General features: G+C 56.4%; 21 protein-coding genes. 15 read left to right on the top strand and 6 right to left on the bottom strand.

Annotated features, from left to right (window positions below):
- Window positions 1–58: 58 nt before the first annotated feature.
- On the top strand, window positions 59–1,279 hold the full coding sequence (gene sbmA, locus LDK53_RS03365; protein ID WP_059385573.1) for a peptide antibiotic transporter SbmA: 1,221 nt from the start codon (window positions 59–61) through the stop codon (window positions 1,277–1,279).
- Window positions 1,280–1,293: 14 nt separating this feature from the next.
- A complete protein-coding gene (locus LDK53_RS03360) occupies window positions 1,294–2,391 on the top strand; it encodes a DUF1615 domain-containing protein (RefSeq protein ID WP_225284314.1) in 1,098 nt (365 codons plus the stop codon).
- Here the strand turns inward: LDK53_RS03360 and LDK53_RS03355 are convergent.
- A complete protein-coding gene (locus LDK53_RS03355) occupies window positions 2,388–2,687 on the bottom strand; it encodes a DUF2755 family protein (protein WP_025756226.1) in 300 nt (99 codons plus the stop codon). The two genes, LDK53_RS03360 and LDK53_RS03355, sit on opposite strands and share 4 nt — an antisense overlap.
- 249 nt (window positions 2,688–2,936) lie before the next feature.
- Between LDK53_RS03355 and LDK53_RS03350 the strand changes: the two genes are divergently transcribed.
- Entirely contained in the window at window positions 2,937–3,173 is a 237-nt protein-coding gene (locus tag LDK53_RS03350) for a DUF2754 family protein (protein ID WP_025756225.1), read from the top strand.
- On the opposite strand, the gene ddlA is transcribed toward LDK53_RS03350, so the two are convergent.
- Complete coding sequence (gene ddlA, locus LDK53_RS03345) at window positions 3,170–4,270, bottom strand: D-alanine--D-alanine ligase (protein WP_225284312.1); 1,101 nt, start codon at window positions 4,268–4,270, stop codon at window positions 3,170–3,172. The two genes, LDK53_RS03350 and ddlA, sit on opposite strands and share 4 nt — an antisense overlap.
- A gap of 103 nt (window positions 4,271–4,373) precedes the next feature.
- Here ddlA and LDK53_RS03340 point away from each other — a divergent pair, with 103 nt between their 5' ends.
- The 6 genes from LDK53_RS03340 to adrA all read left to right on the top strand — a co-directional run bounded on the left by LDK53_RS03340 (window position 4,374) and on the right by adrA (window position 9,986).
- Window positions 4,374–5,057: an extensin family protein gene (locus LDK53_RS03340; protein ID WP_225284296.1), complete on the top strand. Its 684-nt coding sequence runs from the start codon at window positions 4,374–4,376 to the stop codon at window positions 5,055–5,057.
- A gap of 168 nt (window positions 5,058–5,225) precedes the next feature.
- Window positions 5,226–6,440: a multidrug efflux MFS transporter gene (locus tag LDK53_RS03335; RefSeq protein WP_225284294.1), complete on the top strand. Its 1,215-nt coding sequence runs from the start codon at window positions 5,226–5,228 to the stop codon at window positions 6,438–6,440.
- Window positions 6,441–6,594: 154 nt separating this feature from the next.
- On the top strand, window positions 6,595–6,855 hold the full coding sequence (gene iraP / locus LDK53_RS03330; RefSeq protein WP_045285202.1) for an anti-adapter protein IraP: 261 nt from the start codon (window positions 6,595–6,597) through the stop codon (window positions 6,853–6,855).
- 99 nt (window positions 6,856–6,954) lie between these two features.
- Window positions 6,955–8,370, top strand: a complete 1,416-nt coding sequence (gene phoA / locus LDK53_RS03325; RefSeq protein ID WP_225284292.1) for an alkaline phosphatase — start codon at window positions 6,955–6,957, stop codon at window positions 8,368–8,370.
- Between the two features lie 89 nt (window positions 8,371–8,459).
- Window positions 8,460–8,780, top strand: a complete 321-nt coding sequence (psiF, locus tag LDK53_RS03320) for a phosphate starvation-inducible protein PsiF (protein ID WP_025756219.1) — start codon at window positions 8,460–8,462, stop codon at window positions 8,778–8,780.
- Between the two features lie 102 nt (window positions 8,781–8,882).
- Window positions 8,883–9,986, top strand: coding sequence for a diguanylate cyclase AdrA (gene adrA, locus LDK53_RS03315; protein WP_104556247.1), 1,104 nt, complete (start codon window positions 8,883–8,885; stop codon window positions 9,984–9,986).
- A 16-nt stretch (window positions 9,987–10,002) separates the two neighbouring features.
- On the opposite strand, the gene proC is transcribed toward adrA, so the two are convergent.
- The gene (gene proC, locus LDK53_RS03310) at window positions 10,003–10,812 is read right to left on the bottom strand and encodes a pyrroline-5-carboxylate reductase (RefSeq protein ID WP_025756217.1); all 810 of its coding nucleotides are present in this window, start codon (window positions 10,810–10,812) and stop codon (window positions 10,003–10,005) included.
- A 97-nt stretch (window positions 10,813–10,909) separates the two neighbouring features.
- On the opposite strand from proC, the gene LDK53_RS03305 reads away from it, so the two are divergent.
- From LDK53_RS03305 to ppnP, 5 genes are all read left to right on the top strand, one after another.
- Window positions 10,910–11,368, top strand: a complete 459-nt coding sequence (locus LDK53_RS03305) for a YaiI/YqxD family protein (protein ID WP_045285205.1) — start codon at window positions 10,910–10,912, stop codon at window positions 11,366–11,368.
- Between the two features lie 144 nt (window positions 11,369–11,512).
- Window positions 11,513–12,037, top strand: a complete 525-nt coding sequence (gene aroL, locus LDK53_RS03300) for a shikimate kinase AroL (protein WP_094918613.1) — start codon at window positions 11,513–11,515, stop codon at window positions 12,035–12,037.
- Window positions 12,038–12,081: 44 nt separating this feature from the next.
- A complete protein-coding gene (gene yaiA / locus LDK53_RS03295) occupies window positions 12,082–12,273 on the top strand; it encodes a protein YaiA (protein ID WP_008503272.1) in 192 nt (63 codons plus the stop codon).
- 237 nt (window positions 12,274–12,510) lie between these two features.
- Window positions 12,511–13,188, top strand: a complete 678-nt coding sequence (locus LDK53_RS03290; protein ID WP_225284281.1) for an AroM family protein — start codon at window positions 12,511–12,513, stop codon at window positions 13,186–13,188.
- Between the two features lie 71 nt (window positions 13,189–13,259).
- Window positions 13,260–13,547, top strand: coding sequence for a pyrimidine/purine nucleoside phosphorylase (gene ppnP / locus LDK53_RS03285; protein ID WP_008503270.1), 288 nt, complete (start codon window positions 13,260–13,262; stop codon window positions 13,545–13,547).
- Window positions 13,548–13,593: 46 nt separating this feature from the next.
- Here the strand turns inward: ppnP and rdgC are convergent, their stop codons facing one another.
- Window positions 13,594–14,508: a recombination-associated protein RdgC gene (gene rdgC / locus LDK53_RS03280; protein ID WP_025756213.1), complete on the bottom strand. Its 915-nt coding sequence runs from the start codon at window positions 14,506–14,508 to the stop codon at window positions 13,594–13,596.
- Between the two features lie 123 nt (window positions 14,509–14,631).
- Here rdgC and mak point away from each other — a divergent pair, with 123 nt between their 5' ends.
- Window positions 14,632–15,537: a fructokinase gene (mak, locus tag LDK53_RS03275; RefSeq protein ID WP_032672414.1), complete on the top strand. Its 906-nt coding sequence runs from the start codon at window positions 14,632–14,634 to the stop codon at window positions 15,535–15,537.
- Between the two features lie 98 nt (window positions 15,538–15,635).
- Here the strand turns inward: mak and sbcC are convergent, their stop codons facing one another.
- Together sbcC and sbcD are read right to left on the bottom strand one after the other, a co-directional pair.
- On the bottom strand, window positions 15,636–18,767 hold the full coding sequence (gene sbcC / locus LDK53_RS03270; protein ID WP_225284279.1) for an exonuclease subunit SbcC: 3,132 nt from the start codon (window positions 18,765–18,767) through the stop codon (window positions 15,636–15,638).
- Window positions 18,764–19,969: an exonuclease subunit SbcD gene (sbcD, locus tag LDK53_RS03265; RefSeq protein ID WP_225284277.1), complete on the bottom strand. Its 1,206-nt coding sequence runs from the start codon at window positions 19,967–19,969 to the stop codon at window positions 18,764–18,766. Before sbcD ends, sbcC begins: the two co-directional genes overlap by 4 nt.
- Window positions 19,970–20,027: the final 58 nt, after the last annotated feature.

Here is a 20,027-nt window from a genome sequence, read left to right as displayed (position 1 = left end):
TTTTCGTGTGGTGATGTGTTGTACACAGCAACAGCCATAACAACAAGAAGGAAGCATTATGTTTAAGTCTTTTTTCCCAAAGCCGGGGCCTTTTTTCCTGTCGGCATTTATTTGGGCACTGATCGCTGTCATTTTCTGGCAGGCGGGCGGCGGCGCGTGGCTGGCTCGCATTACCGGCGCGACGGGCGAAGTCCCGATTAGCGCCGCGCGCTTCTGGTCGCTGAGCTACCTGCTGTTTTACGCCTATTACATGGTTTGCGTGGGGCTGTTTGCGCTGTTCTGGTTTGTTTATTCTCCGCACCGCTGGCAGTACTGGTCAATTCTCGGCACATCGCTGATTATCTTTGTGACCTGGTTCCTCGTGGAAGTGGGCGTGGCGGTGAACGCCTGGTATGCGCCGTTCTACGATCTGATCCAGACTGCCCTGAGTTCACCGCATAAGGTGACCATCAACCAGTTCTACCATGAAGTGGGGATCTTCCTCGGTATCGCTCTTATTGCGGTGGTCATTGGCGTGATGAACAACTTTTTCGTCAGCCACTACGTTTTCCGCTGGCGTACCGCGATGAACGAACATTATATGGCGCACTGGCAGCACCTGCGCCATATCGAAGGCGCCGCGCAGCGTGTGCAGGAAGACACCATGCGTTTCGCCTCCACCCTTGAAGACATGGGTGTCAGCTTTATCAATGCCATCATGACGCTGATTGCTTTTCTGCCCGTGCTGGTTACGCTCTCGGCGCACGTGCCGGATCTGCCGATTGTTGGTCATCTTCCGTATGGTCTGGTGATTGCCGCGATTGTCTGGTCGCTGATGGGAACGGGTCTGCTGGCGGTGGTGGGGATCAAACTGCCGGGACTGGAGTTTAAAAATCAACGCGTCGAAGCCGCATACCGTAAAGAGCTGGTTTACGGTGAAGACGATGCCAGCCGCGCCTCGCCGCCGACCGTCCGCGAGCTGTTTGGTGCCGTGCGTCGTAACTATTTCCGTCTCTACTTCCACTATATGTATTTCAACATTGCGCGTATTTTGTACCTGCAGGTGGATAACGTTTTCGGTTTGTTCCTGCTGTTTCCGTCGATTGTTGCGGGTACGATTACCCTCGGTCTGATGACGCAGATCACCAATGTTTTCGGTCAGGTTCGCGGGTCGTTCCAGTACCTGATCAGCTCCTGGACCACGCTGGTGGAGTTGATGTCCATCTACAAACGTCTGCGCAGCTTTGAACGCGAGCTGGACGATCGTGACCTGCAGGAAGTGACCAATACGTTTAGCTAATACAGGGAGTTGCTATGTCTTTTGCCGTACCGCGCGCGTTACCGTTGTCTTTACTGGCCGCCCTCGTCCTGGCGGGCTGTGCCGAAAAAGGGGCCGCTCCGCTGAAAAAAGGGGAGAAGCCCGTCGATGTGGCAAGCGTGGTACGGCAGAAAATGCCCGCCAGCGTGAAGGATCGCAACGCCTGGGCAGATGCTCTGGCAAAAACCTTTGAGAGCCAAAAGATTGCCCCCACTGAGGAGAATATCTGCTCGGTGCTGGCGGTGGCGCAGCAGGAGTCGATGTACCAGTCAGACCCGGTTGTGCCGGGTCTGAACAAAATTGCCTGGAAAGAGATCGACCGTCGCGCGGAATCCATGCATATCCCGGTATTTCTCGTGCACACCGCGCTTAAAATCACCTCGCCGAACGGAAAAAGCTACAGTGACCGGCTGGATACGGTGAAAACCGAAAAACAGCTCAGCGCCATTTTCAATGATTTCATCAACATGGTGCCGATGGGGCAGAAGCTGTTTGGCTCACTTAACCCGGTGCATACCGGCGGCCCGATGCAGGTGAGTATTGCGTTCGCAGAGAAGCATACTGACGGCTACCCGTGGAAAATCGACGGTACGGTGCGCCAGGAGGTCTTCTCCCTGCGCGGTGGACTGTGGTTTGGCACATATCATCTGCTGAACTACCCGGCGAACTACGATGAGCCGCTGTACCGCTTTGCCGACTTTAACGCGGGCTGGTATGCCAGCCGTAATGCGGCATTTCAGAGTGCGGTCAGCCGCGCAAGCGGCGTGAAGCTGGCGCTGGATGGCGATCTCATCGCTTACGGAAGCAGCGAGGCGGGAAGTACCGAACTGGCAGCACGGAAATTATCGACAACCCTTGGCATGAGCAACAGCGACATCCGCCGTCAGCTTGAGAAAGGCGACAGCCTGGCATTTGAGAAAACGGATCTGTACAGAAAGGTGTTTGCGCTGGCAGAGAAGAAAAGCGGGAAAACGCTACCGAGGGCTATCCTGCCGGGGATCCAGCTTGAAAGCCCGAAAATCACGCGTAACCTGACCACCGCATGGTTCGCAAAACGCGTGGATGACCGCCGGGCTCGCTGTATGGGCCTTTAATGGCGACGGCGAAAGCGCAGAACTAACGCCACCACGCCGAGAATCATACACCCCGCGAGGAAGGGGATCAGACCGAACAGGGTGCTGACACCCAATCCAATCTCAACCCGCGGGCGTCCGTTGTCCTGGACCTGCATCAGGTGTTCGTAAACGCCTGGCGCATGGACCAGCATATTGAGCAGCTGCGAGCCGGCCCAGAAGCAGAACAGGACAAACAGGGCATAAGCGATATTACCCGCCGTGGAGGTTTTTGGTTTGCCGCCAAAAATCGGTTTCGACAATGTAAAGTCAGCCATATGACCTCCCGAAAATATCACTCTGTTTCAATAAGCCTCTTACGGGGTGAGTTTGACAGGTCATCGCATTTGTCAATATCAGAATCGTGGTAATTTCCCTGCCGGAATTCTCCTGGATTGTCGATTTCTGCAGCACATCACAATTTTGTCACTTAAGTGAAATTGCGTCGCGTTTCAGATTTTCCGCATCTGCCACAGACCTGACCGTAAAACTGTGAGAGGATGTCTTTTTTTCCTGCCGGAGTTGTTATGAAGCTCACGTCCAAACTACGCCGAGACTGGCACTACTACGCCTTTGCTATCGGGCTCATCTTTATTCTTAACGGTGTCGTGGGCCTGCTGGGATTTGAGGCAAAAGGGTGGCAAACCTATGCTGTTGGGTTGGTGACCTGGGTCATCAGTTTCTGGCTGGCGGGGTTGATTATCCGCCGTCGTCCTGAAGAGACGACAGCGGATGAGACGGAAACGGCGAAGAGAGCCGATTAACCGTTTACGGAACTTTTCAGCGCGCTGTCGGCGGCGTGACGCTCCAGCGCCAGTTCAATCAGGCGGGTGATCAGGTCTGAGTAGCTCAGGCCGCTGGCCTGCCACAGTTTCGGATACATGCTGATGTTAGTGAAGCCCGGCAGCGTGTTGATTTCATTGATCACCACCTCGTTTTCCGGCGTCAGGAACACATCCACGCGCGCCATGCCGCAGCAGCCGAGCGTCTGATAGGCGCGAATGGCGATCGCCCGGATCTTATCGTTGATGTCCGGATCGATAGCCGCAGGCACAACCACCTGGGCGCCTTTATCATCAATGTATTTGGTGTCGTACGAGTAGAAATCGCTATTTAAAACCACTTCACCGCAGGTGCTCGCCTGCGGAAAATCGTTGCCCAGAACGGCGCATTCAATTTCGCGGCCTTTGATGCCCTGCTCAATCACCACTTTATGGTCGAACTCAAATGCCAGACGGACGGCCTCGGTGAACTGTGCCTCGTTTGTCACTTTGCTGACGCCCACGGAAGAGCCCTGGTTGGCCGGCTTCACAAACAGCGGCAGACCCAACTGTTCGCTAATCTGCGCGAAGCTGTGTTTGTCGCGGTTGGCGCGGGTCAGGGTGACGAACGGCGCAATATTCAGCCCGGCATCGCGCAGCAGGCGTTTGGTGACGTCTTTGTCCATGCAGGCGGCGGAACCGAGAACATCCGAGCCGACGAACGGCAGGTTGGCCATGCGCAGCATTCCCTGCAGAGAACCATCTTCGCCCAGGGTGCCATGAACGATTGGGAAAACAACATCAATCTGGGCGAGAGCCTGTGCGTTACCTGCGTCGATGAGCTGCCCCTTCACGACGCCGGGTACGGTGGCGACGCTAATTTCCGAACGATTAAGGGCGATATGTGCCGGATCGTGGGCATTAAGCAGATACTGGCTGGCATCGTTAACGTGCCACTGGCCCTGTTTATCAATGCCCAGCAGCACCACGTCGAAACGGCTTTTATCGATCGCATCGACGATATTTTTGGCCGATTGCAATGACACTTCGTGCTCCGCTGATTTTCCCCCAAAGACAATACCTACGCGCTGCTTAGCCATCTCACTCTCTTCCAGTCTGACGAAAAGCCAATAACATACCACGATGCCCGGCGGGTTTCGCGACCTTCTGCCATAATGTTTTGGGGAATGTTGAGGGGGGCGAGTGAAAGGAAAAACGCTGCTGACCGTTTTGATTCTTATCGCAGTCGCAACGGTGGGTTACCACTGGTTGCCGCCTTACTACAACCCTTTCATACCGCTGACGCTTGACGACCCACCCGGCCGAATCACCCAGTATAAGCTGCGGCGTTTAACCCCCGAGGCGTGCACGAGTCTGCTGTCCCAGGCTAACCAACGCGCGCTAATCCGCTCCCAGCCGGTGGCGGACAGCGGCGGAGCGTGCCCGCTTAACAACGTCGTGCGCGTGCGCGATTTCGGCCCGGTCAGCCTGAACAGCAGTTTCCTTGCCAGCTGTCCGCTGGCGCTCGGCTCAGCGCTCTATATCCACCAGCAGGCCCGGCCACTGACAAAACGCTTTATGGGCAGTGAGCTGACGCGCATCGATCACCTCGGCAGCTTTGCCTGCCGCAATATTTATCACCGCCCCGACGCGCGACGCAGTGAACATGCCACGGCGGAGGCGCTGGATATCGCCGCTTTTCGGCTGGCAAACGGAGAGCGCGTCACGGTGCTGAACGGCTGGAAAGGAGCAAAAACGCAACCATGGCTTAAGGCCATGCTGGCGGCGAGCTGCGGCTATTACGGGAACGGCCTGGGGCCGGAGTATAACGCGGCGCATGCCAACCACTTTCATCTGGGGATGCGCGGCTTCGGGCTCTGCCGCTGAAGCATAATATTCCGTCAGAAAATGGATGAATTGTGACTTATTTCACAAATATGATGACTGGGAAGATAAAACACCAAAGTCTGTCGGGCCGCATCTCTGGTGCGACGTCAACACGCGTAACTTGCTAATCTGTCGGCGAATTCGCCTAAAAATGAAGACTGTTTCTTTATGGAATCCTGGAAAGTTAATCTCATCTCGGTCTGGTTCGGTTGCTTCTTTACCGGGCTTGCCATCAGCCAGATCTTGCCGTTCCTGCCACTGTACGTTTCACAGCTGGGGGTAACCTCGCATGAAGCGCTTTCCATGTGGTCCGGTTTGACCTTCAGCGTCACGTTTCTGGTGTCCGCGATTGTGTCGCCGATGTGGGGCAGCCTGGCCGACCGGAAGGGCCGGAAGCTGATGCTGCTGCGCGCTTCGCTCGGGATGGCGATCGCCATTCTGCTGCAGGCCTTTGCCACCAACGTCTGGCAGCTGTTCATCCTGCGGGCGGTGATGGGACTGACTTCCGGGTATATTCCCAATGCCATGGCGCTGGTCGCCTCTCAGGTACCGCGTGAGCGGAGCGGCTGGGCGCTGAGTACGCTCTCCACAGCGCAGATAAGCGGCGTTATCGGTGGCCCGCTGCTGGGAGGCTTTCTGGCGGACCATGTCGGGCTGCGCGCGGTATTTATCATCACTGCGGTTCTGCTGGTGATCAGTTTTCTGGTGACGCTCTTTCTTATCAAAGAGGGCGGCCGCCCGGTTATCAGCAAGTCTGAACGCCTGAGCGGTAAGGCCGTGTTCGCCTCGCTGCCTTATCCGGGGTTGATGATCAGCCTGTTTGTGACCACCATGGTTATCCAGCTCTGTAACGGTTCGGTGGGGCCGATTCTGGCGCTGTTTATTAAATCGATGGAGCCAGACAGCAACAATATTGCGTTTCTCAGCGGGATGATTGCCGCCGTGCCGGGGGTATCGGCGCTGATTTCCGCGCCGCGTCTTGGAAAACTGGGTGACCGGATCGGCACCGCGCGCATTCTGATGGCGACGCTTTGCTTTGCGGTGGTGCTCTTTTTCGCCATGTCGTTTGTCACCTCTCCGCTGCAGCTGGGCGTCCTGCGTTTTCTGCTCGGCTTTGCCGATGGTGCCATGTTGCCTGCGGTACAGACCTTGCTGGTCAAATATTCCAGCGACCAGGTGACCGGGCGTATTTTTGGATATAACCAGTCATTTATGTATCTGGGGAATGTTGCCGGTCCGCTTATTGGCGCATCCGTTTCGGCGATGGCGGGTTTTCGTTGGGTATTTGCTGCCACGGCGATGGTTGTTTTAATCAATATTATCCAGCTGGCAATTGCGCTGCGCCGCCGCAGACAAATGGCGGAGGCGAAATCGGCGAGATAACCGTATCGCTTTTTAATAGAAAAACGTTTCGCTGGTCGTGATGGGCATTTATTTTTATGCCCACATCACTTTTGCATACCATAATAAATATCTTCTCTTTGCATAACCGATTCAGAATGCTAACTTCAGACAAAACTGATAAGGAAATAGCACGATGAAAAATCTGATTGCGGAATTGCTGGTCAAGCTTGCACAAAAGGAAGAGGAATCAAAAGAGCTGGTCGCCCAGGTCGAAGCGCTGGAAATTGTGGTTACCGCGCTGCTGCGACAGATGGCGAAAAGCGAGCAACAGGCGTTGATTGAGAGCGTGGAAGGTGCGCTGGAGAGCGTCAGGCCTGAATCGCAGGTGCCGGTTGAGGATGCAGAGATGCTTCATCAGTACGTAAAGAAGCTGTTAAGGCATCCGCGCAGCTAAACCGTCACAGGACGTAACGACGTGTCATAGAATTGTCATGCAGGATGCCTATAGTCGCTCTGTTTTTATTTTTATGTATTTGTACATGGAGAAAATAAATTGAAACAGAGCGCACTTTTCATTGCATTACTTCCCCTGTTATTTACCCCTGCCATTTATGCTGACACCCACCAGACCCGCGTGCTGGATAATCGTGCAGCAAAAGGGGATATCACCCAGCCTGGCGGCGCGCGCCGATTGTCGGAAGATCAAACCGCCGCTATTCGTGCTTCGCTTAATGACAAACCCGCGAAAAATATTATTCTGCTTATCGGCGATGGAATGGGTGATTCCGAAATCACGGCGGCGCGAAATTATGCTGAAGGTGCGGGCGGTTTTTTTAAAGGTATCGACGCATTACCCTTGACCGGACAATATACCCATTATTCGCTGGATAAAAAAAGCGGTAAACCGGATTACGTAACCGATTCGGCGGCCTCGGCCACGGCGTGGTCCACGGGCGTGAAAACCTATAATGGCGCGCTGGGTGTCGATATTCACGAAAAAGATCATCAAACGATTCTGGAGATGGCAAAAGCGGCGGGGCTGGCAACCGGCAACGTCTCCACCGCTGAGCTTCAGGACGCAACCCCGGCGGCGCTGGTGGCCCATGTAACCTCCCGTAAATGCTATGGCCCGTCAGTGACCAGCGAAAAATGCCCCACGAACGCGCTGGAAAAAGGCGGCAAGGGTTCCATTACGGAACAGCTGCTGAATGCGCGTCCTGACGTCACCCTGGGCGGCGGCGCGAAAACCTTCGCGGAGACCGCGACGGCGGGCGAGTGGCAGGGCAAAACGCTGCGCGAGCAGGCACAGGCTCGCGGCTATCAGCTGGTGAGCGATGCCCGTTCTCTGGCGGCGATAACCGAGGCGAACCAGGACAAACCGCTGCTGGGGCTTTTCTCCGACGGCAACATGCCCGTGCGCTGGGAAGGACCCAAAGCCTCTTATCACGGCAATATCGATAAGCCTGCCGTGACCTGTACGCCTAACCCGAAACGCACTGACAGCGTACCGACGCTGGCGGAGATGACCGATAAAGCGATCTCGCTGCTGAGCAAGAGCGAAAAAGGATTCTTCCTGCAGGTAGAGGGCGCGTCGATCGATAAGCAGGATCACGCGGCCAATCCGTGCGGCCAGATTGGCGAAACGGTCGATCTGGACGAAGCGGTGCAGAAGGCGCTCGCGTTCGCGAAAAAAGAGGGTAACACCCTGGTGATCGTCACCGCGGACCATGCGCACGCCAGCCAGATCATTCCGGCGGATACCAAAGCCCCGGGCCTGACGCAGGCGCTGAACACCAAAGATGGTGCCGTCATGGTGCTGAGCTATGGCAACTCGGAAGAAGAGTCCATGGAGCACACGGGCACCCAGCTGCGCATTGCCGCCTACGGCCCACATGCGGCCAACGTGGTCGGGCTGACCGATCAGACGGATCTGTTCTACACCATGAAGGCGGCGCTGGGTCTTAAATGATAAAAGCCCGGTGGAAATCACATCTGCCGGGTGGTTTTTTTCCTGTCACGAACCAGACTTACAGGGAATGTTCACAAAAGGATGGTGCAATGAAAACAACATTACTGGTCACTCTGCTTTCTGGTCTGTTCCTGGTCACATCAGCGAACGCGGAAGAGAAAACGTTAACGCCGCAACAACAGCGTATGACCACCTGTAATCAACAGGCGACGTCACAAAGTCTGAAGGGGGATGCCCGTAAGACCTATATGAGCGACTGCCTCAAAAACGGTGCTTCGAAGCCTGATGAAAAAAGCCTGACGCCGCAGCAGCAAAAAATGCGCGAGTGTAATGCGAAGGCAACCGAGCAGTCCCTGAAAGGGGACGACCGCAGCAAGTTTATGAGTGCCTGTCTGAAGAAAAAAGTGTAGTTCTAACGGGTGAGTGGCTCCGGCGGCTCACCCGAAATTTCATACTTTCCCCGCAGACCCCCTCTCTATAATTTGGGAAAATGTTTCAGAATATTCCCAAAAATGATGAATGATGAAACGTATTACAACAAAAAGCGCATTCGGGAAGAGTGGAATTTAACCCTTTCTCAGGATGACCCTCACCGAGCCGGCATTCAGTTTGCCCGGCGGGTTCGGCTGGCGCGCGCTGTCGGGCTGGCAGTCATGTTTTTTCCCATTGCCGGAATGCTGGTCACCCATTTCTTACCCGGTGGCTGGTGGCTGTTACTGGTGGGGTGGTCCTTCGTCTGGCCCCATTTCGCCTGGCAGCTTTCCTGCCGTGCCGCTTCACCGCATCAGCAGGAAATCTTCAATCTGAAGATCGATGCCATTATCGCCGGGGTCTGGATTGGTCTGATGGGGATGAATGCGTTGCCCACCGCCGCGCTGGTGATGATGGTGGGGATGAATATGATGGGCTCTGGCGGCTGTCGTCTGTTTGTTCCGGGGATCTTCCTGACACTGCTCTCCGCGCTGGTGACGCTGCCGCTGGCCGGACGGATAGTTTTCTTCACTCCCGATCCGGTGGAGTGGGGGTTAACGCTTCCCGTGCTTGTGCTTTATCCCATGCTGTTTGCCTGGCTTAGCCACCGCACCGCCGTCAGGCTTGCAGAGCATAAACGGCGGCTGGAAATGATGAGTACTCGCGACGGCATGACCGGGGTCTTTAATCGCCGGCACTGGGAAATGCTGCTGCGAAATGAATTTGAGCAGTGCCGTCGCAACCACTGCACCGCCACGATACTGCTGATCGATATCGATCATTTCAAAAATATCAACGACACCTGGGGGCACGATGTGGGCGACGAGGCGATCATTGCCATTACGCGCCAGCTGCAGATGTCGGTGCGGGCAGGGGATGCTATCGGCCGCTTTGGCGGGGATGAATTTGCGGTGATTATGTCGCAGACCGCGGCGGAAAGCGCCATCGCCGTCATGTCCCGGGTACACGAGCGGCTGGAAAAACTGTCGTTACCGTGCGCGCCAAAAGAAGCGCTGCGCATAAGCGTAGGCGTTGCCCCCTGGGGGCCGCAGTTTGGACATTATCGGGAATGGCTGAAGGCGGCTGACGTCGCGTTGTACAGGGCGAAAAATGCCGGGCGCAGCCGCACCGAAGTGGCTGCCTGACGCCCGGCGGAGGTCATCAGGATTTACTCAGCTTCTCTGATTTTTCCATGCATTTTGCCATCGCTTCAATGACCGCCGAGCGGAACCCGCGCTCTTCCAGCACCCGCACCGCTTCGATGGTGGTACCGCCCGGAGAGCAGACCATATCTTTCAGTTCACCAGGGTGTTTGCCGGTCTCCAGCACCATTTTGGCGGAGCCCATGACGGCCTGGGCGGCGAACTTATACGCCTGCGCGCGCGGCATACCGCCAAGCACCGCGGCGTCGGCCATCGCTTCTAAAAACATAAAGACATACGCCGGGGCAGAACCACTCACGCCGACCACCGGGTGGATCATCGGTTCGGCAATCACTTCCGCCTCACCGAAGCAGCGGAAGATGTTCAGCACATCGGCCACTTCCTCTGAGGTCACCAGGGCGTTTGGCGTGACGGAGGTCATGCCGGCGTTCACCAGTGAAGGGGTATTGGGCATCGCGCGGACGATTTTGCGGTCGTGGCCCAGCGCGCGCGCCAGCTGATCGAGCGTGATGCCAGCGGCAATCGACACCACCAGCGTCTCTTTATTCAGGCTGGAGGTGATGTCGCTCAGCACTTTGATCATAATGTTCGGCTTAACGGCACCAAAGACGATATCGGCGACCTGGGCCACTTCCTGCGCGCTTTCGGCGGCGTTGATCCCGTATTGATCGCGCAGCGCGGCGACCTTGTCCGGTGACGGGGTATAGACCCAAATCTGACCCGGCAGCACCTGCCCGCTGGCGATCAGGCCGCCCAGAATGGCTTTGCCCATGTTACCGCAGCCGATAAACCCGATTTTCTTGTCCATCACGATCCTCCGTCATTATGCGTTGTTTTCTCTGATTGATAGCTTAACAACGAAATGCAGGCGACAATAGTCGGCAGAGTCATTATGGGGAGACAATATGGCGATTTGGGTTGATGCGGACGCGTGTCCGAATGTGATTAAAGAGATTTTGTTTCGCGCTGCCGAGCGCGTTCAGATGCCGCTGACGCTGGTGGCGAACCAGAATATTCGCGTACCGCCATCGCGGTTCATCCGCTCGTTGCGGGTTCCTGCGGGGTTTGACGTGGCGGACAACGAAATTGTGCGTCTGTGCAGCGCGGACGATCTGGTGATCACGGCGGATATCCCACTCGCCGCTGAAGTGCTGGAGAAAGGGGCGGCGGCGCTCAATCCGCGCGGCGAACGTTACTCGCCATCGACCATTCGGGAAAAGCTCACGATGCGCGATTTTATGGATACACTGCGGGCCAGCGGCGTCCAGACCGGCGGACCGGACAGCCTGTCCCAGCGCGATCGCCAACAGTTCGCTGCCGAGCTGGATAAATGGCTGCTGGAAGTGAAGCGCCGCACCGCGTAATGATAATTATTGTCAATTTGTGGTACAGTGTGGCCTCCACAGGGTTGTCATCCCGTACCGCTTTGCAGTAAAGTAATCGCAACATCTTCTGCAATTATTTCTTTACACTCTTCAGCCATCCGGCATCAAGGGGAACACCTGGTTATGACCCAACCCATCTTTTTAGTTGGCCCCCGCGGCTGTGGGAAAACCACCGTTGGTCTGGAGCTGGCACGCGTATGTCATCGCCAGTTTGTGGATACCGACCACTGGCTGCAAACCGAGGCCGGTAAAACCATCGCCGACATTGTAGAGCAGGAAGGGTGGGAGAGTTTTCGCGCACGCGAAACGGCCGCGCTGAAAGCAGTCACCACGCCATCAGCGGTGATTGCGACCGGCGGAGGCATTGTTCTGGCAGAGTGTAATCGTCGCTTTATGCGCGAAAAGGGGATTGTTATCTATCTCAGCGCGCCGGTTTCGGCTCTGGTCGGGCGTCTGGAGGCGTTTCCGGAAGAGGGGCAACGCCCGGCGCTGACCGCCAGACCGCTCAACGAAGAGGTGAGTGAAGTGCTGGCCGAACGCGATGCCCTGTACCGCGAAGCGGCTCATCACATCGTGGATGCGTCAGCGGCGCCCGAAGACGTTGTGATTCAGATTATTACCGCCCTGCGATTGGCGTGTGCCAGCTAAGCGGCGTCTATACTTATAGCTCAGACATAATAGAAGGATGAGCTATGCCAACCAGACCTCCCTATCCGCGTGAAGCGCGCATTGTTACCGTTGAAAAAGGCCAGACGGGTCATACCGTGACCTGGTATCAACTGCGTGCCGATCACCCCAAACCGGACTCGCTGATCAGTGAACACGAAACTGAACAGGAAGCGCTGGATGCGAAACGGCGCTACGAAGATCCCGACATAACCTGAACGTTTTCCTAAACGCTCCAGAATCGTGCCTGAATCACACTTTTTACTCATCGGGAAAGTTAAGCAGGAGTTAATATTTAGTTATTACAAGTAACTCCGGTATCGGCAGGCGATCTTTACATTTCGATGTCGGGATCACCTGCTACGCTTGGTGCTGTTTTGTTGAAAAAACGAACTGTACAGCGTAGTGAGCCTGTACCTGTGTGCACGATGTTGGAGTAATGGAAGGCGATAAAGATGAAGGCAACGTTGGCGATCCTCACCATTGGTGTGGTCCCTGTAAGCGAAGTGTTACCGCTCTTAACCGAGCATGTATCTGAACAACAGATAACGCATCTCAGCCTGCTGGGCAAGATGAGTCGGGAAGAGGTCATGGAAGACTACGCTGTAGAGGCGGGGGAGGATCCCCTGGCGACGTTATTAAGTGACGGTAACCTGGCGCATGTTTCCCGCCAGAAGATCGAGCGATCGCTACAGGGCGTGATAGAAGTGCTCGATAATCAGGGTTATGACGTGATTTTGCTGATGAGTACCGCACCCATTAAGGGACTCACGGCGCGCAATGCGATTTTGCTGGAGCCGATGCGGATTATTCCGCCGCTGGTGGCCTCGATTGTTGATGGTCATCAGGTGGGGGTGATTGTCCCCATCGAGGAGCTTATGGACAATCAGGAAGCAAAATGGCACGTACTTGAAAAAGTGCCCTTATATGCACTGGCCAATCCGTTCTGGGACAGTGAGGCCAAACTCATTGCCGCCGGGAAGGAGCTGCTCGAGAGAGGGGCCGATGTCTTGATCCTGGATTGCCTGGGTTTCCACCAGCACCACCGTGATTTACTGCAAAAAGCGCTGGATGTGCCCGTGCTGTTATCCAACGTTCTGATGGCTCGCCTGGCCTCGGAGCTTTTGATGTAATGATTTTGCGTGACAGGTGATGAGCATGGCCCCTATAGTGAATTTTTATCTAAAAATATAAGGGCCAGTTCATGCTTCAGAGTAACGAATACTTTTCCGGTAAAGTGAAATCCATTGGTTTTACCAGCAGCAGTACTGGCCGCGCCAGTGTTGGCGTGATGGCGGAAGGGGAGTACACCTTCGGCACGGCGGAAGCGGAAGAGATGACGGTGGTCAGCGGGGCGCTGAACGTCTTACTGCCGGGTGAAACGGAATGGAAAGTTTACGCTGCCGGACAGGTTTTCAACGTGCCTGGTCACAGTGAGTTCCATCTGCAGGTCGCTGAACCGACCTCTTATTTGTGCCGCTACCTGAAATGATTTTATCCCCTCTCCCCCATGGGGAGAGGGTTAGGGTGAGGAGGAATTATCTCTGCGCTTCGCCGCCGAGGCCTTCCACCAGATTCTGAATCAACGCGGCCAGCTCGCCGGTCATCAGGATGAAGTCCGCGTCAAAGCGCTGGGCGTAATCTTCCCTGTCGATATCTTCGTTCTGATCGCGCAACTCATCGCAGAACTTCAGACGCTTGATGGATCCATCGTCGCACATCACAAACTGAATACGCTGCTGCCAGTCGAGCGCCAGTTTTGTCACCACTTTTCCCGCTTCGATATGTACGGCGATCTCGTCGCTCACCAGATCCTGCTTTTTCGCACGGATCACGCCGCCATCTTCCAGTAGAGCTTTCAGCTCGGCTTCATCAAGGATCTGGAATCCCTGCGCCGCCGCACCGCTGCGTACCCATTCGGTCAACGTTAGCTCAATTGGCGTCTCCAGCGCTAGCGGAACGACCGGTAAAGAGCCGATACTTTTACGCAGCAGGGCCAGCGTATCTTCCGCTTTTTTCGCGCTGGCGCAGTCCACCATGATCAGCCCGTTAACGGTATCGATCCACATCATGGTCTGGCTGAAGCGGCTGAAGGCGCGCGGCAGCAGTGAGTGCAGAACTTCGTCTTTCAGCGAATCTTTTTCGGTTTTTTTCAGCTTGCGGCCCTGCTCGGCTTCCAGCTTGAAAATTTTCGCTTCGAGCGCCTGCTTCACCACCGGCGTGGGCAGAATTTTCTCTTCTTTACGGGCGCAGACGATGATTTGACCCGTGCTGCTGGCGTGGGTCAATGCATCGCTCTGTGAACCCATTGGCGGAACCCAGCCGGTTTTTGCCATATCCTGGCTACCGCAAGGGGAAAAGGTATAAGCGGCTAACTGTTTTTCCATCTCTTCTGCACGCAGCGAAACGTCGCGGCTGAGACGGTAAACCATCAAATTTTTGAACCACAGCATGATAATTTCCACGGCCTTGTCGTTAAATCAGCGGGCATGATAACGAATTGTCGCATCGCTTGCATTGCTAATCGGGAAGCGTGCTTCTACTCTGTTGATAATCAAAATAATGAGGAGAGTCTTGTGCGTATTGGGATTGATTTGGGCGGCACCAAAACCGAAGTCATCGCGCTGAGCGAGCAGGGCGAGCAGCTGTTCCGCCACCGTTTGCCGACGCCGCGCGATGATTATCACCAGACTATCGAGACGATTGCCACGCTGGTCGGGATGGCAGAGCAGGCGACAGGGCAAACCGGCAGCGTCGGGATGGGGATCCCAGGGTCGATCTCACCGTATACCGGGGTGGTAAAAAACGCCAACTCGACCTGGCTCAACGGCCAGCCATTTGATAAAGATTTAAGCGCGCGCCTCAACCGTGAAGTGCGTCTGGCTAACGACGCTAACTGTCTGGCGGTCTCTGAGGCCATCGACGGCGCGGCAGCCGGCGCCCAGACCGTGTTTGCCGTCATTATTGGTACCGGCTGCGGCGCGGGCGTGGCCTTTGGCGGTCGCGCCCATATCGGCGGTAACGGCACCGCGGGCGAATGGGGGCATAACCCGTTACCGTGGATGGATGAAGACGAGCTCAAATACCGCACTGAAGTCCCGTGCTACTGCGGAAAACAGGGCTGTATTGAGACGTTTATCTCCGGCACCGGTTTTGCGACCGATTACCATCGTCTGAGTGGTCAGCCGCTCAAGGGCAACGAGATCATGCGTCTGGTCGAGGAGCAGGATCCGGTGGCGGAGCTGGCCCTGAGCCGCTACGAAATGCGTCTGGCGAAATCTCTGGCGCATGTGGTGAATATTCTCGATCCGGACGTGATTGTGCTGGGCGGCGGCATGAGCAACGTCGACCGGCTGTATGCCACGGTACCGACGCTGGTGAAGCAGTGGGTCTTTGGTGGCGAGTGTGAAACCCCTATCCGCAAAGCTGTCCACGGTGACTCCAGCGGCGTGCGCGGCGCGGCGTGGCTGTGGCCGGAATGAACGCAAAACGGCAACGCAAGTTGCCGTTTTTAATGTTTGTACCCTCTCCCTGTGGGAGAGGGCCAGGGTGAGGGCACCAGACCGCACCATCCCACCATTTATTCCACCGCAAACACCTTATCCAGCCTGCTATACCCCAGCCCGTTAATCTTCTTCACCTTGATCTGCACCGGAATACGCTCTTTCATCGCCTCAACGTGGCTGATCACGCCGATGGTTTTCCCGGTGGCGTTCAGCGCATCAAGCGCATCCAGCGCGGTATCCAGCGTTTCGCTGTCGAGCGTGCCAAACCCTTCATCCAGGAACAGCGAATCGATCCGCGTTTTATGACTCACCAGATCGGAAAGCGCCAGCGCCAGCGCCAGACTGACCAGGAAGCTCTCGCCGCCGGAGAGGGTACGGGTATCGCGCACCGCATCCGCCTGCCAGGTGTCGACCACTTCCAGCTCCAGCGCGTCGCTGGCCTTGCGCTGCAGCAGGTAGCGCCCGTGCAGGCGGTTAAGCTGCTGGTTGGCGAGCCAGACCAGATTATCCAGCGTCAGCCCCTGCGCAAATTTACGGAATTTGTCGCCGGTGCTGGAGCCGATAAGCGCGTTGAGATATCCCCAGTCGTCTGCCAGACGCGCAGCCTCTTCAATTTGCTGCATCAATGCCAGCTGATGCTGCCGGTTGTCGCTGTCCTGCTTAAGCTGTTGGCGGATCTCGCCCTGATGGGTGGCGTTCTCCCGAAGCTGTTGCGCCAGCTGCTGCAGATGGGTTTGAAGCGTCGGCGCGTCGGCGTCGAGCCCTTCCGGCCGCAGCGCCAGATGAGACTGCAGCTGCTGGTTAGCTTGTCCGCACAGCGCCGCGGCCTGCTGGATCTGGTTTTGCAGCGTCTGTTTCAGCTGTTCGAGGTGACGAAGCGTGGCTTCGTCCAGCAGCGCAGCAAGAAACGCATCCTGGTCGGCAAAACAGCTTGCAGAGAGCGCCGAGGTGAATTGCGTCTGCGACTGCTGCAGGCGCGCTTGCTCCAGCGCTTCCTGCTGCTGCTGTGCACTAAGCTGGCTTTGCAGCGACACGCACTCGTCGTGGATGGCGCGCCAGTCATCCGGAATAGTCGCTTCAGTGTCTTCACCCGGGCTTACCGGCAGCGCGTCGAGCAGCGGCTGCAGAGCGTTCATTCGTTCCTGAAGCACACCCTGCTGCGTTTGCTTCTCCTGCCACTGGGCAAATTCAGCCTCACGGGCCTGCAGCCAGGCGGCTTCATCTCCCTCTTCCGGGACGTTAAGTGATAATGAGAACAGGGTGTGCTCCAGCGCCTGTCGCGCGGCGGCCAGCTGCTGCTGATACTGCCGCTCCTGTGCCTCCTGTTCATGCAGTTGGTTTTGCAGGGTCAGGCGCTGACTGAGCTGATAAAGCTGGCGCTCGTAGTGTTCCTGCTCGTTCATCCATGGCGCGATATCGTCCTGAATCGTTAACGCGACATTCAGGGACGCGCAGGTTTCCTGCCACTCTTTAGCGAGCGCTTGCTCTTCCTGAGACAGCGTCTGCGCGTCGTCTGTCTCACGCTGGATCTGCTGAGTGAGGGCATTGACCTGTCCCAGCACCAGCAGGCCTTCCTCTTTAAGCGAGGCGACCTCTTTTTCCAGGGCATCACGGCGACGTTGATTATCCGTCAGTTCAAGCGAGCGGTATGTCTCCACGGCAGGATGCTCGCTGGAGCCGCACAGCGGACAGGGTTTGCCTGCCTCAAGTTGAGAACGGTAATGCTCCAGCTTCTTAATTGTCGCTTCGGTTTCGCACAGGGCTTTCAAATCGAGATAGTGCTGGTTTTTCTCTTTGTACTGCTGGCGGCGCAGCGTCAGCGTTTCAGTGAGCTTCGCCTGTTCCGCCTGGGCTTTTTGCAGGATTTGCGCATTCTGAAGCAGACGTTTTTGCAGTGGCTGATAGCGCGCATGAAGCGACGTTAGCCGCTGGCGCAGTGGGCGCGTCCGGGACTGTTGCTCCATGGCGGCGCTCATCTCATCGGCGGTCAGCGTCAGCGTGTTTTCCGGCATCTCTGCCAGCTTCTGGCGTAGCTCAGCCATTCGTGCGGCAAGGGTGGCGATGTGCGTTTTATCGCGGGTCAGCTGGCTGAATTGCGCGCGCCAGCCGGCAATTTCCTGGCCCAACAGGCGATAGCGTTCGTGCTCCGCCAGCCACTGCGCCAGTGCGGTCAGTTCGGTCTGAAGCTGCGCGTGGTTACGCAGGGCGGTATTGCGGATCCGCGCACGCAGCGCAGTTCTGGATTGTAAGCGAGTATTTACTTCGATAATTCGCTGCCGGGTTTGCGTCAGACGCACGGTTTGCTCCTGCAGATGTTCCCAAAGCGGGCGGAGCTGAGCGGCTGGCTGAGCAAGCTGGAGTTTGGCCAGTTCAGGCGCAGCGTTCGTCAGCGCCTGTTGCGCCTGCTGCTGCATCGCGGTGACACGCTGCTGCTCGCGCACCAGTTCATCATGGCGCGTAAGCCACTGAAAATCTTTCTGCTGGCTTTGCTGCTGTACCAGCAGGGTTTTCTCTTCGTCAGTAAGTGCCTGCAAACTTTGCTGTAACTGCTGCTGTTGCTCTTCGCTCAGCAGCACGACGCCCGCCGCCTGCGCCTCATACTTTTCAAGCCTACTGCGGGCGGATTTATGTTTCTCAAAGACCATGGCGGAGATCTGGCCGTAGATCTCGGTGCCGGTCAGCTCTTCCAGCAGTTCAGCCCGATCGCCCGGTTTGGCATTGAGGAAGGCGGCAAATTGTCCCTGAGAGAGCAGCATTGAGCGGGTAAAACGGCCATAATCCAGCCCGGTGAGGGCGGCAGTTTGCTCCAGCTTATCCGTCACTTTGTCGGCCAGGATTTTGCCATCTTCGCAGCGCGCCAGCTCCACACGCGGCGCCTGCAGGTTGCCGTCAGGCTGATTGCGCGCCCGGTTCTGGCTCCAGAAAGCGCGATAGGCCGTCCCTTTTACCTCAAACTCAACCTCAGCCAGACACTCGGCGGTGTCGCGCGTCATCAGGTCATTTTGCGCCTGAGAAACCTTACTCAGACGTGGGGTTTCGTGATAAAGCGCCAGGCAGATGGCGTCGAGCAGGGTGGTTTTGCCTGCCCCGGTCGCACCGGTAATGGCAAACAGTCCGTTGCTGGCAAAGGGCTCAGCGGTAAAGTCAATTTTCCACTCGCCCTTGAGGGAGTTGAGGTTTTTCAGGCGCAGGCTCAGAATTTTCATGCGTTTTCATCCTCATCATTGAGCGCATGCAGGGTATGGGAGAACAACTCGCTGAGCCTTGCGCGCTTCGCGTCGTCTATCTCCTCCTGCAAAAGCCTGCGTTCGAACACCTCTTCTACCTTCAGCTCGCTGAGGGTTTCACGCCGGGCGCTGAGCAGAATTTTCTCGCGCTGCTCGCGGCTGCGGCGCACCAGTAAGACTTCAACCGGCAGATCTTCAGTCAGCGCCTGGATTTTTCGCTGCATATCATGCAGGTAGTCATCGGTGGTGATTTCGATGTCCAGCCAGATGGGGGGATCCTGCTCGACATCGCGCCACTGCTCCAGCTGGGCGGTAATGGCGTCGAGATCGCCTTTCAGCACCGCCAGTGGCTGAGTGACCGGAACGTCCAGCGTCTCGACGGCGCTGAGTTTTCCGTCGCAGAAGCTCACCAGATGCACGGATTTGGCTTTACCCGTTTCATCGAAGCTGAGTGAAAGGGGGGAGCCGCAGTAGCGAATGTGTTCGCAGCCGCCGATAACCTGCGCGCGGTGGATATGCCCAAGCGCGATGTAGTCCGCTGGCGGGAAGTTTTGCGCCGGAAAGGCGTCCAGCGTGCCGATATAGATGTCACGAACGGCGTCACTTTTACTGGCCCCGACGGTGGTGAGATGCCCGGTCGCAATCACCGGAATCGGCTGTTCGCCGCGCAGGGCGCAGGCTTCGGCGTACTGCTGGTGATAATACTCGGTGATGGCCTGTAAAAGATGTTGCTGTTTTTGTGCGCCTGACAGCCCTGCCTGGCTTTGCACGATATCGCGGGGACGTAAAAACGGGATAGGGCACAGTACCGCCCCTGGTGTACCGTCCCGTTTTTTCAGGAGCTGCGGCGCGTGCCCGGCGCTGGCGACGACGGTGGTATTAAGAAAGGCCAGGATGTCGCGGGATTCGTTGAGCGTCGCGACGGAATCATGGTTACCGGCGACAATCACCAGATGACAGCCGGTTTGCTGTAAATTCACCACGAAGCGGTTATACAGTTCTCGCGCATAGCTGGGAGGAGAGCCGGTATCAAAGATGTCACCCGCCACAATAATCGCGTCCACCTCATGCGCCTGGGCCACTTCCAGCAGCCAGTTCAGGAACGCGTCATGTTCGGCCGCACGGCTTTTGCTGTAAAAATTTTGACCCAGATGCCAGTCCGAGGTGTGAAGTATGCGCATAGCTGATCCGTGGCGAAAAAGAGAAAGCAGGATTATAAACCTTCAGGGAAGGGAAAAT

Origin of the sequence: Enterobacter sp. K16B, assembly GCF_020216105.1 — a bacterium.
Classification (GTDB): domain Bacteria; phylum Pseudomonadota; class Gammaproteobacteria; order Enterobacterales; family Enterobacteriaceae; genus Enterobacter; species Enterobacter sichuanensis.
Note: the sequence above shows the minus strand (reverse complement) of the source record. Positions and strands in the feature narration are given on the sequence as shown.